Genomic DNA, 21,515 nt, shown 5'->3' on the forward strand with positions numbered 1-21,515 from the left:
CTGGTTCACACCCAATTAATCATGTGGTGCGACGGCCCGTGAACAGCCGGGGTGGCGTCCAGCGGCGGGGAAGGCCGGGCGCGCGACGAACGGGCGGCGAACGGTCGCCCTGCCGCGATGAGCGGTCTCGGGGACCGGTTCGCGCGTTGCCTCCGGCACGGCCCGCCGGTGTGGGCCTCCCGTGTTACCGGCGCGTAGTGTTGTTCCCCGTGAGCGAACCGACTTCTTCCCCCGCGTCCGACCCGCTGGCCCGGATCGCCGAACTGCCCGGTGTGGCCGACGCGGTCGCCGAGACACGGACCCTGGTCGACCGCCTGTTGGGGCACCGCGTTCTGCGCCGCCGCAGCAGCGACGTGTCCATGGAGTCCGCGCTGCGCGGCGCGGTCGCGTCGGCGGCGTTGGAGGGCGCCGAGGTCTCGATGGATGAGATCCGCGAGGGGCATGTGTACGACACGCGCGTCAAGGGCGCGCTGCGGGTGTCCGGAGAGCTGGGGAGCCTGGTGGACACCTGGCCGAGGGCGCCGCGCCAGGCCCTGGCCCGGCTGCACACGCTGGCCGCGGCGGACGCGGTGTCCGCGGACGCGCTGGGGCGACCCCGCAGGGCCGGGGAACGCGTCGAGGACCCCCTGGGACTGGGCCCGGCCCCGGCCCCGGAGACGGCGATGGCCCGGCTGGAGGGGCTGTACTCGCTGCTGGGCGCGCGCACGTCGGTCCCCGCGCTGGTGATGGCGGCCCTGGTGCACGGGGAGCTGATGGCGATCCGGCCGTTCGGGTGGGGCGACGGCCTGGTGGCGCGCGCGGCCGAGCGGTTGACGCTGGTGGAGCGGGGCCTGGACCCCAAGTCGCTGGTGCCCTCGGAACTCGGGCACCGGACGCTGCGGGACGAGTACGGGCCGGCGCTGCGCGAGTACATGGGCGGCACCCCGGAGGGCGTAGCCGGGTGGGTGGCGTACTGCTGCCGCGCGGTCCGCGCGGGGGCACAGGACTCGCTGGCCGCCTGTGAGGCCCTCAAGCGCGGCTGAGCGCGGGGCACCGGCACCCGCTCCCGCACCCGGGCATCCGGTGCGGGAGCGCGGGGCGCACGGACGGGTTCGGACGCCTCCGCGGTACGCGGAGCGCACGGAGAAGTCGGGAAAGGGCAACAACTTTTGACAGCCGACAACTGTGCGTGTCCGAAAGATTGAAGGACAATCGTTTATTTACCGACCGGTAGGTTCAGAAAGAGTATCGGTTCGATCACGCTTGCCGGTTGCACAGGGAAACCGGGATCGCACGGCCCTTGCGCGCGCACACGGCGAACGGCGCCCCGTCCTGTCTCCCGGGGCGCCGCCTCCGACACGTTCCTCCGGGTTAGCAGGCGTCCATTTCCCTAGTCTGAACAGGCAGGACATCGTCCTGTCCGATCTAGACGGGCCTCACGGGGCCAGGTGGCGCGTGGGTTCCCGGTTGCCGTGTCGAGGTGGTTTCCAACCACCGACTGCTTTCTTTCTACGCCGATGTTCCGGCGCCGAAAAGACGGTTGACCCAAATTTTTGCCCTTGATTCCAGAACCGATACGGAACTCCGCGTGGTAACGTCTGTCCCGTCGTTCCCAAGAGGGCGGGCCGCTTCACGCATCCGCCGTACGCGCCCCATTTCGCGTTCCGGTGCGCCCCTCCTCTCCGTATGACGTCCGTGTGCCTTCCGGTGGTCGCGAGAGCACGTCTCTCCGCCGACCCTCACCAGAGAGCGGACCCGGTCCTACCCCCCGGGACCGGACCCCGCGTGGCGGCCTTCCCCCCTGTGGAGGCGAGTCCCCGCGTCCGCTCGTCCCGCCTGTCGGGCAGGGGTGCGTATCCGCCCCCGTATACGCATCCCGCCCGTCAGGTGAACCGGACCGCGAACGGACCCGGCACCGGCTGGTCCGGGTCTCCGGCGAACCCGGTCGCCCGCCTGTGCGACGCCCGGCCTCCCCGCACGGACCCGCCCCGCAGGCGTTGTCCACAGCTTCGAATCGGGGCTTTCGCCGCCGCGCCCGGTCGGCGAAGGTCGAGGAAAGCCCTCGACCCGGGAGGTCCCATGGACGTCCAGCACCGGCCCCTGCTCGCGACCGCCGACCCCCTCCTCCTCGACGACCTCCTCAGGCTGGCCACCGCCGCCTCCACCGAGGTCGCCGTCGCCCACACGCTCGCCCGGGCACTGAGCCTGTGGGCGCGTGCCCCGCTCGTCGTGGTCGGCGCCGACCTGCACGCGCTCCTGCGGTCCGCCGACCCTCCGCCGGGCCGCCACGTGATCGTGACACGGGACCCCCGGGAGACCGCCGCCGCCGGGAACCCGTCCGGGGACGCGCCACGGGGCGCCGCGGCGCCCCGGCCGCGCGTACCCCCGGAGCGGTACCCGCCGGACGTCCCCGCCGAGGACTCCGCCCCGGGCGTCCCGGAGGCGTCCTACCGGCCGGGCACTCCCTCTGGGCGCTCCTCGCCGGGCGCTCCCGCGGAGGCGTATCGGCCGGGCCCCGCCGCGGAGCACCCGGCCTCGGGCACGCGCGCGGCCGGGGACCGGCCGGACGTCCCCGTCGAGGGCCCGGCCCCGGACGCCGCAGGGGAGGAGTCCCCCCGGGGATCGCGGGAAGCGCGCGTGCTCCTGCTGCCCCGGGACGAGGCGCTGCTGGTCGACCTGCTCGCGAGGGCGTCCTACCCCGACCGGGCTCCGGCGCCCACGGTGTCGGTGGTCGGCGGCCGGGGCGGTGCCGGGGCCAGCCTGCTGGCGGTGGCCATCGCCCTGGCCGGTGAGCGCGCCGGACGCTCCACCGCCCTGCTGGACGCCGACCCGTTCGGATGCGGCTCCGACGTCTACCTCGGGTGTGACCGGGGCCCCTCCCCCGGTCCCGAGCGGTGGACCGGTTGGGGAGACCTGCTGCGCAGGCGCGGAAGGGTGCGCTGGCGCGACCTGCGCGCCGGACTGCCGGGGACCTCCCGGGTCTCGGTGCTGACCTGGACCCGCGGAAGGGAACCGACCGGCCCCCTTCCGGTGGGCGTCGTGCGCGCGGTGCTGTCCTCGGCCGGGGACGGAACCGACCTTGTGGTGGCCGACCTGCCGCGCTCCTTCGACCCGGCCACCACCGTGTTCCTGAACCGGTCCGATCTGGTGCTCGTGGTCGTCCCGGCGGACGTGCCCTCGGTGGTGGCGGCGACCAGGACGGTCGCCCGGCTGCGTGAGGAGACGCGGACCGTGCGTCTGGTGGTGCGCGGTGCCCGGGGCGAACTGAGCGCGGACGTGGTGTCCAGGACCCTGAAGGTGGATCTGGGCGCGGACCTGCCGTCCGAGCCCGGGCTGGCCCGGTCGCTGGCCGCGGGGGACGTGCCCGCCCGCCATCACCGTTCGCCCCTGGCCCGGTTCGCCGACCGGGTCGTGGCGGGCCTGCCCGCCACGGGGAAGCTCCGGTGAGCCCCCTTGTGGAGGCAGTGCGCAACCGCCTGGTGGCGTCCGGAGTGCCGGTGAGCCCGTCGAGCGTCGCGGCGGCGCTGCGCGCCGAGGGGGGCCTGCTGGGTGACACCGAGGTGCTGTCCATGACCCGCCGTCTGGCCGCCGACCTGTCCGGGGCGGGGCCGCTGGAGGAGCTCATGACGTCCGGAGTCACCGACATCCTCGTCAACGGCCCCGACGATGTGTGGGTGGACGACGGCGGGGGACTGCGCCGGGCCGGGGTGCGCTTCGAATCGGCGGACGCGGTGCGCCGACTGGCCCAGCGGCTGGCGGCTCAGGCGGGGAGGCGTTTGGACGCGGCCGTGCCCTACGTGGACGCCCGGCTTCCCGGCGGCGCGCGGCTGCACGCGGTGCTGCCGCCGGTGGCGCCCGCCGGAGCGTGCGTGTCCCTGCGGCTACCGCCCCGGCGGGTGTTCACCCTGGAGCGGTTGGCCGAACGGGGAACGGTCACCCCATGCGGGGCCGAGCTGCTGCGGTCCCTGGTGGCCTCGCGGGTGCCGTTCATGGTCAGCGGGGGCACCGGCACGGGCAAGACCACCCTGCTGTCGTGCCTGCTCTCCCTGGTGGACCCGGGGGAGCGGATCGTCCTGGCCGAGGACTCCCCCGAGCTGCGGCCCGAGCATCCGCACGTGGTCCGGCTCCAGACCAGACCGCCCAACATCGAGGGCAGCGGCGAGGTGTCGCTGGAGGTCCTGGTGCGGCAGGCTCTGCGGATGCGCCCGGACCGGCTGGTGGTCGGCGAGGCGCGCGGGCCGGAGATCGTGTCCTTGCTGGGCGCCCTGAACACCGGGCACGAAGGTGGTTCGGGGACCCTGCACGCCAACGGCGCGGGTGACGTGCCCGCGCGGGTGGAGGCGCTGGGGTGCGCGGCCGGGCTGGACCGGGCCGCCGTGCACAGCCAGTTGGCCGCCACCAGGGTGGTGGTCGTACACCTGGTCCGGGGCTCCGGCGGGCGGCGCCTGGCCGAACTGCGGGTGCTCAGGCGCGGTTCGGACGGGCTGGTGGACGCGGTGCCGGCGGTGTCCTTCGGCCCCGACGGCAGCCGCCGGGAACACGCGGGAGCGGACGAGGTGGCCGACCGCCTGGGCGGGGGGTGGCGCCGGTGGTGACCGCGGTGGCGGCATGTTCGGGAGGCCTGGTGCTGCTGTGCCTGGTCCCCGGTACGCGGCGCAGCCGGTTGGCGTCCCTCCTCCCCCGGCCCCGGCGTCCGGTGTCGTGGTCCGTGGACTGGCGGGCGCTGGCGGCCCGTGCCGGTGAGAGGACCCGGCGCCGCGCCGCGGTGGTGGTGCTGTGCCGGGTGCTGGCCGCCGAGCTGCGCGCCGGGCAGCCGCCGGAGGAGGCTCTGCGGATCTCCGCCGCCGAGGCGGGCCCGCTGGTGGGTGCCCTGACCGACGCGGAGTCGTTGCGCCGCGAGGCGGAGCGCGAACCGGACCTGTGGGCCCTGGCCTACCTGGCGGTGTGCTGGGAGGTGGCCGCGGACACCGGAGCGGGTCTGGCCGAGGTGGTGGACGCGCTGGCCGCGAACCTCACCGAGCAGGAGGAGCAGCGCACGGAGGCCGCCGCGCGCACCACCGGTCCGCGCACCACCGCGATCGTGCTGGCCGCCCTGCCCGCCGTCGGGCTGCTGCTGGCCTCGGGACTGGGCGGATCGCCCCTGGTGTTCCTGTTCACCACACCGCTGGGGTTGGCCTGCCTGGCGGGCGGGGCGGCCCTGGACGTTCTCGGTACCTGGTGGACGCTGCGCATGGTGCGCTCGGCGACCGCCTTTCCCTGACGGGGCCCGGGCGGCGGGACCCGGTCCGGGGTGCTGGCCGCAGGCCCGTCCGAGAGCCTGGTCCGGGCGCCTGTCGGCGGACTCCGGTCCGAAGACCCGGGCCGGACTCCCGGGCAGCGGACCCGGAAGCTTGGCCGAGGAACCGACTGGAGGCCCGTCCGGGCTCCTCGGCCCGGAGCCAGGGTCCGGGATTCGGTACCCGGGGCCTGGGGCGCCGGCCGTCGAGCCGGGCCCGGGGGAGGAAGGGCTGGACACGGTCGGCACCGCTCCGGCCGCTGTGGAGCACACGAGAGAAGAAATAGGGAGGACGGATGTTCCCGACGGCCGCCGCGGTCCTGGGGGCCGCGTGTGTGTGGGTACTGCTGGGCGGGGGGACGGGGCGCGAACTGCGTCCGCCCTCCCGCGCTCCGGCCGGGCCGGGGCTGCCGGTCCGGCTGCTGGGGCCGACGCTGGCGGCGGCGTTCGCGCTGACCGTCGCGGTGGCACTGTTCGGCGCGGTCGGGGGCGTCGTCGTGGCCGGGGTGTGCGCCGCCCTGTGGGTACGCGCCCGCGGGAGCGCCGGTTCCCGTTCGCGACGGCTGCCGGTGTCCGCCGACCTGCCCGTGGTGATCGGTCTGCTCGCCTCGGGGATCCGCGCCGGGGCGACGGTGCCCGCCTGCCTCACGGCGGTGTCCCGGGCGACGCGGGGAAAGCTGGGGGAGGAACTGGCGGCGGTGGCCGAACAGCTGCGTTTGGGCGCCGCTCCCGCCGAGGCGTGGCGGCGCCCGGCGCTGCCCGAGCCCCTCGCCCCGGTGGGGCGCGACCTGGCCCGGGCCGCCGACACCGGGGCACCGGTGGCCGACCTCCTGGACCGGCACGCGGTCGATCTGCGCCGGACCCTGCGGGCCCGGGGGGCGGCCCGGGTGGAGCGGCTGGGTGTGCTGGTGGTGGCGCCCCTGGGTCTGTGCTTCCTGCCCGCGTTCGTGCTGATCGGCATCGTGCCGATGGCCGCCGAGCTGCTGTCCCGGGCCCTGGGCGGTTGAAGCCCCGGGCCCGGGCGTGTGCGGGGTCGCGGTGGCGGTCGGGGTCACCCGTCCCCGGAGCCGCGCCGCCGCTGGCCCTCGTAGGGAACGGGGAAGCGGGGCCAGCCGACGGACAGGCGCAACACCGGCACAACGACGCACAGCACCGCCAGGATTCCGGTCGAGACGTTGCCGACGATCCGCAACGCCGTACCGGTCGGGGTCGGCGCCGCGGCCGTGCGGTACACCACCGTTTCGCTGACGGGCGAGGGCGCGTCCGTCGCGCGGCGTGGACTCTCCCGCGAGGGGCGGGAAGGTTCCGGGGAGGCGGGGGCCGGTGAAGGTTCGGCGCACCGCTCAGGGTCGGTGGGAGGAGCCGTTCGGCCGGAGTCCGCGAGGGGTCCGGAGCCGACGGGCGCGTCGGAGCGGAGGGGGGCGCCGGAGCGCGCGGCATCGGTGCTCCCGATGGAGTGGACCGAATCCGCCGCACCGGTGGTGTCCGTGCTGTCTTGAGGTCCGACGGCGTGGACGAGACCGGCGGAACCACGGCCGTGCACGGGGTTCTCCGGAGCGATGGAAACACTGGAGTGGTCGGCACCGACGGGATCTGTGCTCTGTGGCGCGGACGAGGCGGGGCAGGGCGGCGCGCTCCCGGGCTGGGCGGGGGCACCCAGCAGGAGAGCGCACATCAGCACGGAGACGGGGGCGGGACTCATTCCACTTCCTCGGGGGAGACGGCGGCCGGTCCGGCAAGGGAGCGCGCCCGGACGGGCCGTTCGATGAAAGACGAGGGCAGTGCGACCACCACCTCGACGGTGGAGCCGGTGAGGACGCAGGATTCGAGGGAGGCGCGGTTGGCCTCGGCGGTGTCGCGGGCCCGCGCGCAGGCCCGTTCTGTTCCGTGGACGGCCTCGGCGGCGGCGGCGAGCGCGGCCAGGTCGGCCGCGGTGGCGGCGCGGTCTCGGTCGAGCCGCGCCGCGGAGGTCGCGAGGACGGCGAGGGTGACGAACCAGAGGAGCGCCCCCAGGGCGACCCACCAGACGGTGGCGGAACCGGAGTCGGAGCGCACCGGGATCAGCTCCCGGGTTCGATGGGGACGGCGGCGCTGCCGTCCACCGGCAGGGAGATCCCCGGTCCGAACAGGAGCCGGGCACGTACGGTGACGCGGGCCATGCCCCCTTCCTCGGACAGGTGCGCGTCCGCCCCGTCGGGGGCGGCGGTCAGCGCCAGGGAGCGGGCCCGGTCGTGGGGTTCGCCGCGGGCCAGAGCACGGGCGCCCACGCGCGCCGCGTCGGCACAGGAGAGCTGGGCCGACGCGGCCTGGACGGCACCGAGGGCCACCGCCAGGACGAGCAGCAGGGAGGGCAGCACCATCGCCGCCTCCGCGGTGGCCGAGCCCCGGTCAAAAACCCGAGCCGAGCGCATTGACCACGAGATCGGTGAGGACGTCCTCGACCGCACCGCTGGTGAGCACGGCGTAGAGGACTCCGGCGAAGGCCACCGCCGCGATGGTGCAGAAGGCGTATTCGGAGGTCGTCATCCCGGCGTCCGGCGGGGGCGGCGCGGCGGCGGGCGAGGGTACGGGTGCGGACGTGATTTCGGGAGCGGACGTGTGCGCGGGAGCGGACGTGTGCGCGGGAGCGGACGTGTGCGCGGGAGCGGACGTGTGCGCGGGAGCGGACATGGCGGCCTTCCTGGTGGGGGCCGACCGGTCCGGCCCTCTTCCTCCAGGTTCGGCGGGCCGGAGCCGACACGAAAGCCCCTTCCCCAGCCTGTGGAAAACTTCCTCCGCGCCCCCGCTCTCCGCCCACAGGCCGTGGACGGCACCGGACCTCTTCCTCAGTCCTCACCGCCCGCGAGCACCTCGTCGAGCAGGCGCAGCGCACCGGCCTTGCTCAACGGCTCGTTGCCGTTACCGCACTTGGGCGACTGGATGCACGACGGGCAGCCCTGGTCGCACTCGCAGTCGGCGATGACCGCGCGGGTCGCGGACAGCCACTCTCGCGCCGCCGCGTACCCCCGTTCGGCGAAGCCCGCGCCGCCCTCGTAACCGTCGTAGACGAACACCGTCAGCCCGCCGGTGTCAGCGTGCATCGAGGTGGACACCCCGCCGATGTCCCAGCGGTCGCAGGTCGCCAGCAGCGGCAGCAGTCCGATCGCGGCGTGCTCGGCGGCGTGGGCGGCGCCCAGCAGCCCCACGTCCTCCCGGCGCAGCCGCTCCTCGCCTTCGGCGGGCAGCGTCCACCAGACCGCGCGGGTGTCGAGGGTGCGCTCGGGCAGGTCCAGCGACTGCTCCCCCAGGACCGAACCGGTGCGCACGTCCCTGCGCAGGAAGCCGACCACCTGGCGCACCACCTGCACCTCACCGAAGTACACGGTGGCACCGCCCGGCCACTGCTCCCGGCGCAGCACCGAACGGACCGTGATGTCGGTGGTGTCGCGCGCCCACGTGCTGTAGGGCGGCTCCGCGGGGCGGACCAGGGCGACGCCCTCGTCGAGGTCGAGGTCGTCGACCAGGTAAGTGTCCCCCTGGTGCAGGTACACCGCGCCGGGGTGGACGGTGCCGTGGGCGGCGGGCTCGTCCACCTCGCCGAGCAGTTGGCCGCTGCCGGTGTCGACGATCTGCACGGGCGGCCCGCCCGACCCGCGGATATCGGCCAGGTCGCTGGCCCGTTCATTACTTGTCCAGAACCAGCCCCGTGGACGCCTCCGCAGCAGGCGGCGCTCGACGAGTTCGGCGAGCCGTCCCTCGGTCGTCGCTCCGAAGAGGTCGAAGTCATCCTTGGTGATCGGCAGTTCCTGGGCGGCCGCGCACAGGTGCGGCCCCAGGATGTGCGGGTTTTCCGGATCGAGGACGGTGGCTTCTACGGGCCGGCCGAAAATGGCCTCCGGGTGGTGCGCCAGGTAGGTGTCCAAAGGGTCGTCGCGGGCGATGAACACCGCGAGCGCGTCCTCGCCGCGCCGCCCGGCGCGGCCGGCCTGCTGCCACAGCGACGCGAGGGTCCCCGGCCACCCGGCGATGAGCACCGCGTCCAGGCCGCTGATGTCCACCCCCAGTTCCAGGGCGTTGGTGCTGGCCAGGCCGAGGATCTCACCCGAGCGCAGGGCCTCCTCCAGCTCGCGGCGCTCCGAGGCCAGGTATCCGCCCCTGTAGGCGGCGACCCTCCCGGCCAAGGCGTGGTCGCCGCGCTCGGACAGCAGGCGCTGGGTTGTCAGCGCGACCACCTCCGCACCCTGACGGGAGCGGACGAACACCAGGGTGCGCACACCGTCGCGTACCAGGTCGGCGAGCATCTCGGCGGCCTGCGAGGGCGCCGTCCTGCGGATCGGCGCCCCGTGCTCGCCAGTCAGGTCGGTCAGTTCCGGCTCCACCAGCGCCACGGACACCCCCGGACGCGGGGAACCGTCCCGGCTGACCGCCGTGACGGGCACACCGGTCAGCCGGGTGGCGCTCTCGGCGGGACTGCCGGAGGTGGCCGAGGCGAGCACGAACACCGGACGCGACCGGTAGCGGGCGCACACGCGGCGCAGCCGACGCAGGATCTGCGCGACGTGTGAACCGAAAACCCCCCGGTATCGGTGCGCCTCGTCGATCACCACGTAGCGCAGCCGGCGCAGGAAGCGCGCCCACGCCCCGTGCCGGGGCAGGATGCCGTGGTGCAGCATGTCCGGGTTGGTGAGCACGTAGTTGCCGTGCTCGCGCACCCAGGAGCGCTCCTCCGACGAGGTGTCGCCGTCATAGACGGCTGTCCGCATCCCAGGCAGGGAGAGGTCCGTTATCCACCGCAGCTGATCCTGGGCGAGCGCCTTGGTCGGGGAGAGGTAGAGCACGGTTCCGCCCGCGTCAACCGCGTCCACAGCGGGTAGGAGGAAGCCCAGTGACTTTCCCGAGGCGGTGCCCGTGGCTATGATCACATCACGGCCCGAACGTGCGAGGTCGGCGGCTTCGGCCTGGTGGGACCACGGTCCCGTGATCCCCCTGTCGGCGAGCCGTTCGACCAGGTGGGGCGCGGTCCACACCGGCCAATCCCCGCTCACCCCGTCGTTGCGGGCCACGTGCTCGATGTGGGTCACCTGCGGGTACCGGGTATCGTCACGCCACACACCGGGAAGCACGGGCTCCGGTCGGCTCATCCGAGACCCTCCTCACTGGTACGCGTTCGAGGCCCGCAGGCGCCTCCCACCCAAGGGTGGAGCACTGGGACATTGGTTTCAGTGTGACATCCGGGGGAACAGTGGCGCGGTGTCACGGTTTTTCTGTGCATCACAGGAAGACGCACTCGACACGCGTGGTTGAATGCGTGCTGGTGGGGTAACGCCCGGCAGAGATCATTCGCGTTTTTCGCGGTTCGGCGCTGGAGGACTAGTGGACTTGAAGCTTGATCATTACACCGAGGGCGACACCGAGATCGTCGTCGTTGAGGGTGAGATCGATGTCTATACCGCGCCCCGGCTCCGCGAGCTGCTGATCGACCTGGTCAACAAGGGCAACTTCCACCTCGTGGTCAACATGGAGAAGGTGGAGTTCCTGGACTCGACGGGCCTCGGTGTGCTCGTGGGCGGGCTCAAGCGCGTCCGGGCCCACGACGGGACCCTCGACCTGGTCTGCACCCAGGAGCGCATCCTGAAGATCTTCCGGATCACCGGTCTGACCAAGGTCTTCGGTATCCACGACTCGGTGCAGGAAGCCATCGACAAGCGTTCCGCGAAGTAGCCCCGAGCGAGCGATGGCAACCATCACGCTCACGATCAGCGCGCTCCCCGCTCACGTGCGCACGGCGCGGCTCATGGCCGCCACCGTGGCGCGGCGGGCGGGTATCGCCGCCTCAGCGATCGACGAGATCAGGCTGGCGGTCGGTGAGGCGTGTTCCCGGGCGGTGGCGGCGCACAAGCTGCACTGCCCCACACAGCCGATCCTGCTCCAGCTGATCGACGGCAGCGGGCCTGATCCGGCGTCGGAGTCCCGCACCGATGCCACGAGCAGCATCCTGCGCGCCAACGGGAGCGCGACGCAACGTTTCGAGGTCGTCGTCTCCGACCGTGCTCCCGCCAAGGACACGGAGGAGCCCGCCAACCCTTCCCTGCTCGACGGGCTCTTCCTGGACGGTGAGGACACGCCTCCCGGCGGGATCTCCGGGTTCTCCCCGGGACTGGGCCTGGCGGTCATCACGGGCCTGGCCGACGAGGTGAAGATCGACCCCAGCGACCGGGGGACCGTGGTGCGGATGAGCTGGCCGCTGGCCACGGAGCACTCGCCCGACCCGAGCTCCAACTAGGGCCGACCGGGCCGGTACCCGAACGCTCACGAGGGCGCCTCCCCGCGGGGAGGCGCCCTCGGTGCGTCACGGGGCCGCCCGCCGCGCCGACGGGCGCGTGGTGACCGCGGGGCCCGCGCCGACGCGCCCGGGGGTCCCGGGTCGGCCGTAGGGCCTGGATCGGCCGTAGGGCTCGGGGGCCGGAAGGCGGGCACCACGGTGCCGACCCGCACCCGGGGGCCCTGTACATCCAGTCAACCGCCTCCCGCACGCCCCCGAAAGCCCCGGACGCGCCCTGTGGACGACGGAGCCGCGCGGTCAGTCGCAGGCCTGGGAGGAGACCAGCTCGTTGTTCTCCAAGCCGCTCAGGGCGTTCTCCGCGACCTCGTCGGCGGTGAGCACGTAGCCCGTCTCGGGCTCGTTCGTGGCTGCGGCGAAGACCACCCCGTACACGGTGCCGTCCGGCGACAGCAGCGGGCCGCCGGAGTTGCCCGGGCGCACCACGGCGCGCACCTGGTAGATCTCCCGGCTCACCTGCTGGGAGTGGTAGAAGTCCGGCCCCTGCGCCGTCTGGCGGGCGCGGACGCGCGCCGGGACTGCCGTGAAGCCGCTGTTGCGCGGGAAGCCCGCCACGACCGCGTCGCCGCCCTGCGGGGCCTCGTGGTCGAACTCCAGCGGCTCCAGGTCCAGGCCCGGCACGTGCAGCACGGCCAGGTCCTGCTGGGCGTCGAAGAGCACCAGTGTGGCGTCGAGCTGGTATCCCTCCCGGGTGACCACCCGCAGGTCGTCGGTGACCCCGGCGACCACGTGCGCGTTGGTCATGATCCGGTCCTCCGCGTAGGCGAAGCCGGTCCCCTCCACCCGGCGCTGGCAGGAGGGCGCGGTGCCCAGCACCTTGACCACGCTGCGGCTCGACTCGATCAGCTCCGGGGTGGTGAGCACGTCCGGGTCCGGCGGCTCCACCTCGGCGAGCTCACCGGTGCCCAGGCCGCTGAACACCTGCGGGAAGGCGCTCTGGTCCACGATCCGGCGAAACGTGGAGAACCCGCTGTGGGCGGCCTCGGGCATCAGCGTGTCCACCGAGTGGAGGATGCGCGAGTCCCTGACCTGTCCCGCGACGAACGGCAGCGCCGAATTGGCGACCGTGCTGCCGATGAACCAGGCCACGAGCAGCACCGACAGGCCGCTGACCAGTGCGCCGCCGATGGCGTCCAGGACCCGCGCCGAGTCCCACGTCACCTTGTTGCGGACCAAGGTGCCCAGGTAGGAGAGCAGGAACTGGCCGAGCGCCGCGGACAGGAACACCACGGCGATCGCCAGCAGCGCCTGCCTGCCGGGGTCGTCCACCCACGCCTGGATGGGCTGCGGGGCCGTCAGGGCGGCGAGGACGCCCCCGCCGACGAAGCCCGCGAAGCTGAAGACACCGACGATGAAACCCTGTCGGTACCCCGTCACCGCGAACAGCAGCAGCAGGACGACCAGGATCACGTCGAGCACATTGCCCTCCAAGAGTGAGCGCTAACCGACCGGCCGCAGGCCCTGCGGGGTTGCTTCGAACACATCGGTGAGACCCCCGTCGCGCCAGGGGAGTTCCCAACCGCCCAGGGCGAGCAGGCTGTCGATCACCGCGCCCGTGAAGCCCCACACGAGCATCCCCTCCACACGGAAGCCGGGCCCCCAGCGCGGCCCGGCCCCGTAGCGCACCTTGACCCGGTTGGCCGGGTCGGCGAGGTCTGCGACGGGCACGCGGGAGACCGCGGCGACCTCGCCCAGGTCGGTCGGCCGCACCTCGCTGGGCTCGCGCCACCAGCCCAGGACGGGCGCCACCCGGAAGTCGCTGAAGCTCAGGTACAGCTCGGGGAGGCGACCGACGACGTCGACCCCCTCGGGGAGGAGCCCGGTCTCCTCGGCGGCCTCGCGCAGCGCCGCGGCCTCCGGGGAGGCGTCTGAGGGCTCGATCCGGCCGCCGGGGAAGGCGGGCTGTCCGGCGTGGCGGCGCAAGCCCTCACTGCGCTGGATGAGGAGGAGGTCGGGGCCCCCGGGCCCCTCGCCGAAGAGGATGAGGACGGCGGACTCGCGCCCTCCCTCGGCGGGCGGCCGCATGGGCGGCGGCACGGTCATCGTCTCGGCGGCGTCCGCTAGCGCGGCCAGCCAGAGCGGGGTCGAGTTCATGCGGGGAACCTGTTCCGGGAGTCGTCGCGCCGTCGGTGGGTCGGAGGGGCCGTGCGCCGGGCTCCTCGCGGGGCTGCGGGGCCCGCGCCCGGGGGAGCGCCGCGCGAGGGAGCGCGTCGTTCCCGGGGAGTCGTCACGTCGTCGGACCTCCCCCGGCACCGGCGGGCGGGGGTACCGCCGTCATGCGGGGCGCCGCGGACCGGGATGCCCGCCACGGGGCCGAGGGGCTCACACTCACGTGCTCAGGGTACAAACCTCCGACGCCTGCTCCCGATGCCCGCCCGGCAGCCCCGAGCGTTCGGCGCACCACCGGGCTTACGGAGGGGCCGCCCGGCACCGGGTCGGCGCCCCGCGCGCCCGGGCGGCCCCGGGGTCTCAGGAGAAGGAGCGCATCCGCAGCAGCTTGGTCGCGGTGGCGGTGTCCGTGGGCCCCTCGCCGAAGGAGGGGCACAGGCGGGCCAGGCCGCAGGCCCCGCACGCGGGCTTGCGGGAGTGGCAGACGCGGCGGCCGTGCCAGATGACGCGGTGGGAGAGCATCGTCCAGTCCCGGCGCGGGAAGAGCGCGCCGATCTCGTGCTCTACCTTGACCGGGTCCTCCTCGTCGGTCCACCCGAAACGACGGACAAGCCGCCCGAAATGGGTATCAACGGTGATACCGGGCACATCGAAGGCGTTACCGAGCAGTACGTTTGCGGTCTTTCGCCCTACACCGGGTAGTTTGACCAGGTCGGAGAGTTTCCTCGGAACCTCTCCACCGTGTCGTTCGCACAGTTCCTGCCCGAGTCCGATGAGGCTGTTGGCCTTGGCCCGGAAGAAGCCGGTCGAGCGGATCATCTCCTCCAACTCCGCCCGCCGCGCCGAGGCGTAGCCCTCCGCGTCGGGGTAACGGGCGAAGAGGGCTGGGGTGACCTGGTTGACCCGCTTGTCCGTGCACTGGGCGGACAGGATCGTCGCGACCAGCAGTTCCAGGGGGGTCGTGAAGTTCAGTTCGCAGTGGGCGTCCGGGTACGACTCGATGAGCTCCCGGTACATCCTGCGGGCGCGGCGGACCAGCGCGAGCCGGCTCTCACCGGTGGGCGTGGGCGTCGGCTCGGTCGCGTCTGGTGTGTCACGGGGCATCATCACAGGGTAGGCGTCCCGTTGAGGGGGCGGCCCCCGGCCCGGCGCCCGTGTCCGCGCGGCCGCCGGAGGCGGGGCCGCGCCGCCGGCGACGAACGGAGCTATGTAACCAATGTCCGGTAGCGCGGCGCGGACAGCCCTGGTACAGAACTGATGACGGCTAGGATCGCAGGGGCTGACGTCGGCTGTTGTGGGCAGTTGTCTCTCGGCGGACAAGCCGGGATCACGACCCGGTTTCACACCCGGGTGCGATATACGTCACACTGTTGGCGGTCAGGTTTTAGGAGGACGTGTGGTGGACGAGATCAACGAGGTGCTGCGGAAGGCCCCTCTGTTCGAGGCGCTGGACGAGGAGGACACGGCCGCACTCCGCTCCTCGGTGAACGAGGTGCGTCTCGGCCGCGGCCAGACCCTGTTCGGCGAGGGTGACGAGGGCGACCGCCTGTACGTCATCCTCAGCGGGAAGGTGAAGCTGACCCGCACGGCCGTGGACGGCCGCGAGAACCTGCTCGGGGTGCTCGGCCCCAGCGAGATGTTCGGCGAGCTGTCGCTGTTCGACCCGCGCCCGCGCACCGCGAGCGCCGTCGCGGTCACCGACTCGGTGCTCGCGGGGCTGGGCCACGACGACCTGCGCCCGTTCCTGTCCAGCCGCCCGCAGGTGTCGCTCCAGCTTCTCAAGGCGCTGGCCGCCCGGCTGCGCCGGACCAACGACGTGATGGCCGACCTCGTCTTCACCGACGTGCCCGGCCGCGTCGCCAAGGCGCTGCTGGAGCTGGCCGACAAGTTCGGCAAGGAGGGCGAGGACGGGCTGCACGTCCACCACGACCTCACCCAGGAGGAGCTCGCCCAGCTTGTCGGCGCCTCCCGTGAGACGGTCAACAAGGCCCTCGCCGAGTTCGCCCTGCGCGGCTGGCTGCGGATCGAGGCCAAGGCCGTCGTCCTGCTCGACGTCGAGCGGATGCGCCGCCGCGCCCGCTAGGTCGTGCCCCTCGGGCGGGGACTCCCGGGGGCGCCGACGTTCGCGCCCCGTGCCGGGGCTCCCCGGGCCTGAACGCTGTGTGGCCGCTCCCCCTGCGGGGTGGGCGGCCACAGCCGTGTCCGGAGCCCTCCGCGCCCGGCGCCACGAAGCACGGGGGCCGCAGCGCCCCGGCCCCCGGACCGGGGGAGCGCGCGCCGCTCAGGCCTCGACGCCCTCGGGCAGTTCGCCGCGCGCCGAGAGGTAGCGCAACTGGGCGCGCACCGACGAGGCGGCCGCGAACCGGATCTGCTCGGTGACGTCGGGGTAGACGCGGTCGACGATCTGCTCGACCACGGTCGCCCCCGCGCGCACGGCGTCCAGGACCTGCCCGAGGCGCGACTCGCGATGGTCGACGTAGGAGTCCAGCACCGTCGACGGGGCCGTGATGATCGGGCCGTGGCCGGGCAGCAGGGTGCGCACGTCGTGCTGGCGCACCAGGGAGCGCAGCCGGTACAGCGACTCCATGTAGGGGCCCAGCCCGTCGTCGCCGTCGATCACCGTGGTGCCGTGGCCCAGGACCGTGTCGCCGGTCAGGATGGTGTTGTCGGCCTCCACCATCAGGCAGACGGAGTCCTCGGTGTGACCGGGGGTGGCGATCACCCGCACTCGCAGGCCGTCGGCCTCCAGGACCTCTCCGTCGGACAGGCCGCGTCCGCCGACCCTGGCCCCCGGGTCGACCGCGTGCACGGGGGCTCCGGTCAGCTCCGAGAAGTACCGGGCGCCCTCCCCGTGGTCGGGGTGGCGGTGGGTCACCACGGCCATCAGCACCTGGGCGCCCTGCTCCTGCACGGTCCGCGCCACGCGCTCCAGGTGGCGTTCGTCGTGGGGGCCGGGGTCGACCACCACGACCCCGCGCGCGCCCGGCTCCCGCAGGATCCAGGTGTTGGTGCCCTCCAGCGTCATCGGGCCGGGGTTGGGGCACAGCACACAACTGGCGCGCAGTGTCCCGGAACCGTCGATCCTCATCGCACCTCGCTTCGCTCGCCGAACCGGTCCGGGGCGCGGCCGGGGGATCCGGCACGCGCGGCCCCGCCGCCCGGCGGCCCCTCAGGGGATGGCGTCGGGCCTCGGGAGGGGGTAGTCCACCCCGTTCGGCGCCAGGACGCGCAAATGGCCGCCGATCTTCCGGACAACCGGCTCAATGGGGACGATATCCCGTCGGGCCTCCCGCACTCCCCGGAGGGTCCGGCACTCCGCGAGTTCGGCGCAGTTCACGACCGTGGGCGGCAGCATCGGCATCCGGCCCGCCTCCCACTCGCCGCGGACGGCGACGGGGTCGGTCCACCGGGTGAGGTCGGCCTCGCCGCCGACGTCGCGCGAGGCCTGCCCCGGGGGGAGCTCGGCCGCGAAGAACCAGGTGTCGTAGCGGCGCGGTTCGGCCCTCGGGGTGATCCAGCGCGACCACGCGCGCAGCCACTCCGATCGGAGCACGAGGCCGCGCCGGGTCAGGACCTCGGTGAAGGACCGGGAGCGGTCGACCAGCCCGAGCCGGTCACGCTCCCAATCCTCGGAGGTGGTGTCGAGCGTGACGGCCTCCTCGCCCGCGCGCCCGGGTTCGCCGGCCAGCAGGACGCCGGTCTCCTCGAAGGTCTCGCGGACCGCGGCGCACACCAGCGCCCGGGCCATGCGCACGTCGGTGCCCAGCGTGCGCGCCCACTCCTCGGGGCCGGGGCCGGTCCAGGGCAGGTCGCCGTCGGCGTCGCGCGCGTCCACCCCGCCGCCCGGGAAGACGTAGGCGCCCGGGGCGAACCCCATGGAGCGGACCCTGCGCATGAGCAGGACCTCCACGGGTCCGTCCGCGCCCCCGTCCCGGACGCCGCCGCGGGGGCGCAGGAGCATGACCGTGGCTGCCGGGCGGGGCGCGACGGCGCCGCCGGGCACGGAGCCGCCCGGTGCCGCACCCCCGTGCCCGCTGCCCTCGCCTGCCGGGACGTCGCGCATCGGCGTACCCTCCTCCTCGGGGACAGAGCGCCGCGAAACGGGGGCCGCCGCCCCGGAAGGGGGCGACCCGCTCAGCGGACCTCGACGATCATCTCAACCTCGACCGGCGCGTCCAACGGCAGGGCGGCCACGCCCACGGCGGCGCGCGCGTGAACACCTGCGTCGCCGAAGACCTCGGCCAGCAGGTCGCTGGCCCCGTTCAACACGCCGGGCTGTCCGGTGAAGTCGGGGGTGCTGGCCACGAAGCCGCCCACCTTGACCACGCGGACCACGCCGGACAGCTCGCCGATCTCGGCGCGCACCGCGGCCACCGCGTTCAGCGCGCACCGCGCGGCGAGCTCCTTGGCCGTCTCCGGGGTGACCTCGGCGCCGACCTTGCCCGTGGCGGGGAGCTTCCCGTCCACGAACGGGAGCTGGCCGGACACGTAGACGTGGTCGCCGCTGCGCACCGCGGGCGTGTACGACGCGACCGGCGCGGCCACCTCGGGCAGGGTCAGGCCCAGCTCGGCGATCCGCTCCTCCGGGGTGGCCATCACAGCTCCCGCTTCATGTACGCGACGTACTGCTGGTTGCGGGGGTCGGTGCCCTCCGGCAGCGGAGCGGGCACGACGGAGACGAGCTCCCAGCCGTCGGCGCCCCAGTTGTCCAGGATCTGCTTGGTGGCGTGCGACAGCAGCGCCACCGTCTGGTACTCCCACTTGCTCATGCGTCCCTCACCCTTGCTCTCTCACCGGCGGACCGCCCCACGGCGGGGCGCCGCACGTCAACGCCGCCACCTTACTCATCCGCGCGCCCTCGCGTACCCACCGCGGCACCGCTCCCGGCCCCGCTTGGAACGCCCGCATAGACTGCCTGGAGTGAGCGAGAGCGAGCACGGACCCAAGCCTCCGGGAGAGGCCTGCGCGGGAGCACGACTGCACATCGTCACCGGCAAGGGCGGGACCGGCAAGACCACGGCCGCCGCCGCGCTGGCCCTGGCGCTGGCCTCCGGCGGCGCGAGGGTGCTCCTGGCCGAGGTGGAGGGCCGCCAGGGCGTCGCCACCCTCCTCGGCAGCCCGCCGCTGCCCTACGAGGAGCGGGAGATGATGGCAGCGCCCGGCGGCGGCAGTGTGAGCGTGCTGGCGGCCGACGCCGAGGCGGCGCTGCTGGAGTACCTGGAGATGTTCTACGGGATGCGCCGGGCGGGCCAGGCGCTGAACCGGCTGGGCGCCGTGGACTTCGCCACCACCATCGCCCCGGGGCTGCGCGACGTCCTGCTCACCGGCAAGGCCACCGAGGCGGTGCGGCGCCGCCGGGGCGGCCGCCGCAGGTCCGCCGAGGGAGCGCCGACGGCCCCCTTCCACTACGACGCGGTGGTGATGGACGCACCGCCCACCGGCCGGATCGCCCAGTTCCTCAACGTGAACTCCGAGGTGGCGGGGCTGGCCCGCGTGGGGCCGATCCGCAACCACGCCGACAGGGTCATGGAGGTCATCCGCTCGGGGCAGACCCGTGTGCACTTCGTGTCCCTGTTGGAGGAGATGCCCGTCCAGGAGACCCGGGACGGGATCGCCGAGGTCGGCGGGCTGGGGCTCAACGTCGGCGCGGTGCTGGTGAACATGGTGCGGCGGACGCTGCTGGACGAGGCCGACCTCGTCGCCGCGGCGGATGGGGAGACCGACCTGGACGCGCTGGCCGCCGGGCTGAAGGAGGCGCGTGTGGATGACGCGCGGGAACTCGCGGCGTCCCTGGCCGCCGAACTGCGCGCCCACGCCCTTCGGGTGCGGCTGGAGCGCCGGATGCGTTCGGACCTGGAGGGTCTGGGCCGCCCGCTGCTGGAGCTGCCGCTGCTGGAGGGCGGTGTGGACCGCGCCGCGCTGGACTCCATGGCACGGCGGCTGGTCGAGCAGGGGGTGCGGCTGTGAGCGCGGCGGTGGAGGCCGGGCGCCTGGACGTGGACGCCCTCGTGGACGACCGCGGCACGCGGATCATCGTGTGCTGCGGCGCGGGCGGGGTCGGCAAGACCACGACGGCCGCGGCGCTGGGGCTGCGCGCCGCCGAGCGCGGGCGGCGGGCCGTGGTGATCACCGTGGACCCGGCGCGGCGGCTGGCCCAGTCCCTCGGGTTGGAGTCGCTGGACGACACGCCGCGGCCGGTCCCGCTGCCGGAGGGGTCGGGCGGCAGCCTGCACGCGATGATGCTCGACATGAAGCGGACCTTCGACGAGGTCGTCAGGGAGCACGCGGACCCCGAGCGGGCCCGGCAGATCCTGGCCAACCCCTTCTACCAGACCCTCTCCACGAGCTTCTCGGGTACGCAGGAGTACATGGCCATGGAGAAGCTGGGCCAACTGCGCCAGTCGGGGGACTGGGACCTGATCGTGGTGGACACCCCGCCCAGCCGGTCCGCGCTGGACTTCCTGGACGCGCCGAAGAGGCTCGGCCGCTTCCTGGACGGGCGTCTGATCCGCTTCCTGAGCGCCCCGGCCAGCACGGGTGCCTTCCGGCTGATCGGCGCCGGGTTCAACCTGGTGACCTCGGCGGTCAGCAAGGTCGTGGGCGCCCAGCTCCTCGACGACCTGCGGTCGTTCGTCGCCGCGTTCGACACGGTGTTCGGCGGTTTCCAGAAGCGCGCCGAGCGCACCTACCGGTTGCTCCAGGCACCGGGGACGGCCTTCGTGGTGGTGGCCGTGCCGGACACGGACGCGATGCGCGAGGCGGCCTACTTCGTGGAGCGGCTGGCCACCGACGCCATGCCGCTGGCCGGGCTGGTGGTCAACCGGACGCATCCGCTGCCGGAGGGGGCGGGCGGAACCCTGGACACGCGCGAGGCGGTCGCCGCTGCGGAGGCGCTGGAGCGCTCGGGCACGCGGACGCCGGCCTCGGCGGCCCTGCGGCTGCACACGGAGAGGGTGCGCACGCGCGGGCGCGAGGTACGGCTGAGGGACGCCCTGCTGGCGGAGCACGGCGGTGTGCGCGTGGCCGAGGTGTCGGCCATGCCGGAGGACGTGCACGACCTGGCGGGGCTGCGCGACGTCGGCGAGGAGCTGGCGGGCCGGGGCCGTTAGGGCGTTGCCGGAACTCAGGCCGCCGAGGTGCGCTCGGCGTGCTCGGCGGCGTAGCTGGCGAGGTCGACGTCACGCTCCCTGAGGGCCGCCGCCAGGAGCGGGCCCCAACTGGTGACGCCGGGGTGCTTGCGCAGCAGGGCGCGGCGCTCGCGTTCGGTCATGCCGCCCCAGACGCCGAACTCGACCCGGTTGTCGAGGGCGTCGGTCAGGCAGTCGGTGCGTACCGGGCACTCCCTGCAGATGAGTTTGGCGCGGTGCTGCGCCGCGCCCTGGACGAACAGCGCGTCGGGGTCCACCCGTCGGCACAGCGCCCTGGTCGTCCACTGGTCGGTCCACATGCCTCTACTCCCCTGTGCGCACCCGGTCCCCGCGCCAGCGGATCCGGCCCCGGGGCACGCGCGTGCCCCGGCCGGAGGGGAGAACACCGTGGGCTCCCGCTGCCGCGTGGGGTGCGGTGGTCGACGCCCGCCCCTGTTGCCTAGAAGTTACGGATTCGTTCGCCGCGCCAACAGAACCCGATGGGCCCCCTTCACGTCTCACCAATATGGCCCGCTCGGGCCATTGCGTGGGGGCCCGGTGGCTCTCCGCATCGGACGGGGTGGGCGTGCCGCGCCGCCGAACCGGTCAGTGCCCGGCCTGCGACAGGCATGAAAAGATGGCATGGGGGCACAGCCCGCGGTACGCGGGTCATTTCGGCGCGTTCGCGCACTATCCGTTCCACATC

Annotated in this window: 23 protein-coding genes; 10 read left to right on the forward strand and 13 right to left on the reverse strand. The window is 73.9% G+C overall.

Annotated features, from left to right (window positions below):
• Positions 1-209: 209 nt before the first annotated feature.
• The 5 genes from ABD54_RS02475 to ABD54_RS02495 all read left to right on the forward strand — a co-directional run bounded on the left by ABD54_RS02475 (position 210) and on the right by ABD54_RS02495 (position 6,261).
• Entirely contained in the window at positions 210-1,022 is an 813-nt protein-coding gene (locus ABD54_RS02475; protein ID WP_047867844.1) for a hypothetical protein, read from the forward strand.
• 1,036 nt (positions 1,023-2,058) lie between these two features.
• A complete protein-coding gene (gene ssd, locus ABD54_RS02480; protein ID WP_047867804.1) occupies positions 2,059-3,426 on the forward strand; it encodes a septum site-determining protein Ssd in 1,368 nt (455 codons plus the stop codon).
• Positions 3,423-4,574 (forward strand): TadA family conjugal transfer-associated ATPase, encoded by a 1,152-nt coding sequence (locus tag ABD54_RS02485; protein ID WP_047867805.1) that lies wholly within the window; start codon positions 3,423-3,425, stop codon positions 4,572-4,574. Before ssd ends, ABD54_RS02485 begins: the two co-directional genes overlap by 4 nt.
• Positions 4,559-5,239: a type II secretion system F family protein gene (locus tag ABD54_RS02490; protein WP_047867806.1), complete on the forward strand. Its 681-nt coding sequence runs from the start codon at positions 4,559-4,561 to the stop codon at positions 5,237-5,239. Before ABD54_RS02485 ends, ABD54_RS02490 begins: the two co-directional genes overlap by 16 nt.
• A 311-nt stretch (positions 5,240-5,550) precedes the next feature.
• A complete protein-coding gene (locus ABD54_RS02495) occupies positions 5,551-6,261 on the forward strand; it encodes a type II secretion system F family protein (RefSeq protein ID WP_047867807.1) in 711 nt (236 codons plus the stop codon).
• Between the two features lie 44 nt (positions 6,262-6,305).
• Here the strand turns inward: ABD54_RS02495 and ABD54_RS02500 are convergent, their stop codons facing one another.
• From ABD54_RS02500 to ABD54_RS02515, 5 genes are all read right to left on the reverse strand, one after another.
• Positions 6,306-6,488 carry a hypothetical protein gene (locus ABD54_RS02500; RefSeq protein ID WP_235431941.1) on the reverse strand — a complete coding sequence of 61 codons (183 nt, stop codon included), beginning with the start codon at positions 6,486-6,488 and terminating at the stop codon, positions 6,306-6,308.
• Positions 6,489-6,952: 464 nt separating this feature from the next.
• Positions 6,953-7,309 carry an Rv3654c family TadE-like protein gene (locus tag ABD54_RS02505; RefSeq protein ID WP_047867809.1) on the reverse strand — a complete coding sequence of 119 codons (357 nt, stop codon included), beginning with the start codon at positions 7,307-7,309 and terminating at the stop codon, positions 6,953-6,955.
• A gap of 5 nt (positions 7,310-7,314) precedes the next feature.
• The gene (locus ABD54_RS02510; protein WP_082166646.1) at positions 7,315-7,665 is read right to left on the reverse strand and encodes a TadE family type IV pilus minor pilin; all 351 of its coding nucleotides are present in this window, start codon (positions 7,663-7,665) and stop codon (positions 7,315-7,317) included.
• Entirely contained in the window at positions 7,643-7,780 is a 138-nt protein-coding gene (locus tag ABD54_RS26905) for a DUF4244 domain-containing protein (RefSeq protein ID WP_071623111.1), read from the reverse strand. The genes ABD54_RS02510 and ABD54_RS26905 overlap by 23 nt, the downstream gene beginning before the upstream one ends.
• Positions 7,781-8,079: 299 nt before the next feature.
• Positions 8,080-10,374, reverse strand: coding sequence for a DEAD/DEAH box helicase (locus tag ABD54_RS02515; RefSeq protein ID WP_200904027.1), 2,295 nt, complete (start codon positions 10,372-10,374; stop codon positions 8,080-8,082).
• Between the two features lie 232 nt (positions 10,375-10,606).
• Between ABD54_RS02515 and ABD54_RS02520 the strand changes: the two genes are divergently transcribed.
• Together ABD54_RS02520 and ABD54_RS02525 are read left to right on the forward strand one after the other, a co-directional pair.
• A complete protein-coding gene (locus ABD54_RS02520; protein WP_013156307.1) occupies positions 10,607-10,954 on the forward strand; it encodes an STAS domain-containing protein in 348 nt (115 codons plus the stop codon).
• 13 nt (positions 10,955-10,967) lie between these two features.
• Positions 10,968-11,516: an ATP-binding protein gene (locus tag ABD54_RS02525; protein WP_013156306.1), complete on the forward strand. Its 549-nt coding sequence runs from the start codon at positions 10,968-10,970 to the stop codon at positions 11,514-11,516.
• A 297-nt stretch (positions 11,517-11,813) separates the two neighbouring features.
• Here the strand turns inward: ABD54_RS02525 and ABD54_RS02530 are convergent, their stop codons facing one another.
• From ABD54_RS02530 to nth, 3 genes are all read right to left on the reverse strand, one after another.
• On the reverse strand, positions 11,814-12,992 hold the full coding sequence (locus ABD54_RS02530; RefSeq protein WP_047867811.1) for a MarP family serine protease: 1,179 nt from the start codon (positions 12,990-12,992) through the stop codon (positions 11,814-11,816).
• A gap of 21 nt (positions 12,993-13,013) precedes the next feature.
• Positions 13,014-13,667, reverse strand: a complete 654-nt coding sequence (locus ABD54_RS02535) for a CoA pyrophosphatase (protein ID WP_047867812.1) — start codon at positions 13,665-13,667, stop codon at positions 13,014-13,016.
• A gap of 375 nt (positions 13,668-14,042) precedes the next feature.
• Positions 14,043-14,789, reverse strand: coding sequence for an endonuclease III (nth, locus tag ABD54_RS02540; protein ID WP_200904028.1), 747 nt, complete (start codon positions 14,787-14,789; stop codon positions 14,043-14,045).
• A gap of 301 nt (positions 14,790-15,090) precedes the next feature.
• Here nth and ABD54_RS02545 point away from each other — a divergent pair, with 301 nt between their 5' ends.
• On the forward strand, positions 15,091-15,765 hold the full coding sequence (locus ABD54_RS02545) for a Crp/Fnr family transcriptional regulator (protein ID WP_200904029.1): 675 nt from the start codon (positions 15,091-15,093) through the stop codon (positions 15,763-15,765).
• 198 nt (positions 15,766-15,963) lie between these two features.
• Here ABD54_RS02545 and ABD54_RS02550 read toward each other — a convergent pair whose 3' ends face one another.
• From ABD54_RS02550 to ABD54_RS26910, 4 genes are all read right to left on the reverse strand, one after another.
• Positions 15,964-16,770, reverse strand: coding sequence for an MBL fold metallo-hydrolase (locus ABD54_RS02550; protein WP_047867814.1), 807 nt, complete (start codon positions 16,768-16,770; stop codon positions 15,964-15,966).
• Positions 16,771-16,851: 81 nt separating this feature from the next.
• Entirely contained in the window at positions 16,852-17,745 is an 894-nt protein-coding gene (locus ABD54_RS02555; protein ID WP_047867815.1) for an NUDIX hydrolase, read from the reverse strand.
• Between the two features lie 71 nt (positions 17,746-17,816).
• Positions 17,817-18,278, reverse strand: a complete 462-nt coding sequence (locus ABD54_RS02560; protein WP_047867816.1) for a RidA family protein — start codon at positions 18,276-18,278, stop codon at positions 17,817-17,819.
• Positions 18,278-18,451 carry a DUF4177 domain-containing protein gene (locus ABD54_RS26910; protein ID WP_013156298.1) on the reverse strand — a complete coding sequence of 58 codons (174 nt, stop codon included), beginning with the start codon at positions 18,449-18,451 and terminating at the stop codon, positions 18,278-18,280. The genes ABD54_RS02560 and ABD54_RS26910 overlap by 1 nt, the downstream gene beginning before the upstream one ends.
• Positions 18,452-18,602: 151 nt before the next feature.
• On the opposite strand from ABD54_RS26910, the gene ABD54_RS02565 reads away from it, so the two are divergent.
• Both ABD54_RS02565 and ABD54_RS02570 read left to right on the forward strand, forming a co-directional pair.
• The gene (locus tag ABD54_RS02565) at positions 18,603-19,649 is read left to right on the forward strand and encodes an ArsA-related P-loop ATPase (protein WP_047867817.1); all 1,047 of its coding nucleotides are present in this window, start codon (positions 18,603-18,605) and stop codon (positions 19,647-19,649) included.
• Positions 19,646-20,791, forward strand: coding sequence for an ArsA family ATPase (locus ABD54_RS02570; RefSeq protein WP_047867818.1), 1,146 nt, complete (start codon positions 19,646-19,648; stop codon positions 20,789-20,791). The genes ABD54_RS02565 and ABD54_RS02570 overlap by 4 nt, the downstream gene beginning before the upstream one ends.
• 14 nt (positions 20,792-20,805) lie before the next feature.
• Here ABD54_RS02570 and ABD54_RS02575 read toward each other — a convergent pair whose 3' ends face one another.
• The gene (locus ABD54_RS02575; protein ID WP_047867819.1) at positions 20,806-21,129 is read right to left on the reverse strand and encodes a WhiB family transcriptional regulator; all 324 of its coding nucleotides are present in this window, start codon (positions 21,127-21,129) and stop codon (positions 20,806-20,808) included.
• Positions 21,130-21,515: the final 386 nt, after the last annotated feature.

The organism is Nocardiopsis sp. RV163, assembly GCF_001029525.1.
In the GTDB taxonomy this organism is placed as follows: Bacteria; Actinomycetota; Actinomycetes; order Streptosporangiales; family Streptosporangiaceae; genus Nocardiopsis; species Nocardiopsis dassonvillei.

Bases quoted from the DNA above. Each gene is read 5' to 3' on its own strand.
- ABD54_RS26910 (WP_013156298.1), bottom strand. From the start codon at position 18,451: ATGAGCAAGTGGGAGTACCAGACGGTGGCGCTGCTGTCGCACGCCACC.
- nth (WP_200904028.1), bottom strand. From the start codon at position 14,789: ATGATGCCCCGTGACACACCAGACGCGACCGAGCCGACGCCCACGCCC.
- ABD54_RS02535 (WP_047867812.1), bottom strand. From the start codon at position 13,667: ATGAACTCGACCCCGCTCTGGCTGGCCGCGCTAGCGGACGCCGCCGAG.
- ABD54_RS02525 (WP_013156306.1), top strand. From the start codon at position 10,968: ATGGCAACCATCACGCTCACGATCAGCGCGCTCCCCGCTCACGTGCGC.
- ssd (WP_047867804.1), top strand. From the start codon at position 2,059: ATGGACGTCCAGCACCGGCCCCTGCTCGCGACCGCCGACCCCCTCCTC.
- ABD54_RS02550 (WP_047867814.1), bottom strand. From the start codon at position 16,770: ATGAGGATCGACGGTTCCGGGACACTGCGCGCCAGTTGTGTGCTGTGC.
- ABD54_RS02575 (WP_047867819.1), bottom strand. From the start codon at position 21,129: ATGTGGACCGACCAGTGGACGACCAGGGCGCTGTGCCGACGGGTGGAC.
- ABD54_RS02515 (WP_200904027.1), bottom strand. From the start codon at position 10,374: ATGAGCCGACCGGAGCCCGTGCTTCCCGGTGTGTGGCGTGACGATACC.
- ABD54_RS02495 (WP_047867807.1), top strand. From the start codon at position 5,551: ATGTTCCCGACGGCCGCCGCGGTCCTGGGGGCCGCGTGTGTGTGGGTA.
- ABD54_RS02560 (WP_047867816.1), bottom strand. From the start codon at position 18,278: ATGGCCACCCCGGAGGAGCGGATCGCCGAGCTGGGCCTGACCCTGCCC.
- ABD54_RS02555 (WP_047867815.1), bottom strand. From the start codon at position 17,745: ATGCGCGACGTCCCGGCAGGCGAGGGCAGCGGGCACGGGGGTGCGGCA.
- ABD54_RS26905 (WP_071623111.1), bottom strand. From the start codon at position 7,780: ATGACGACCTCCGAATACGCCTTCTGCACCATCGCGGCGGTGGCCTTC.
- ABD54_RS02510 (WP_082166646.1), bottom strand. From the start codon at position 7,665: ATGCGCTCGGCTCGGGTTTTTGACCGGGGCTCGGCCACCGCGGAGGCG.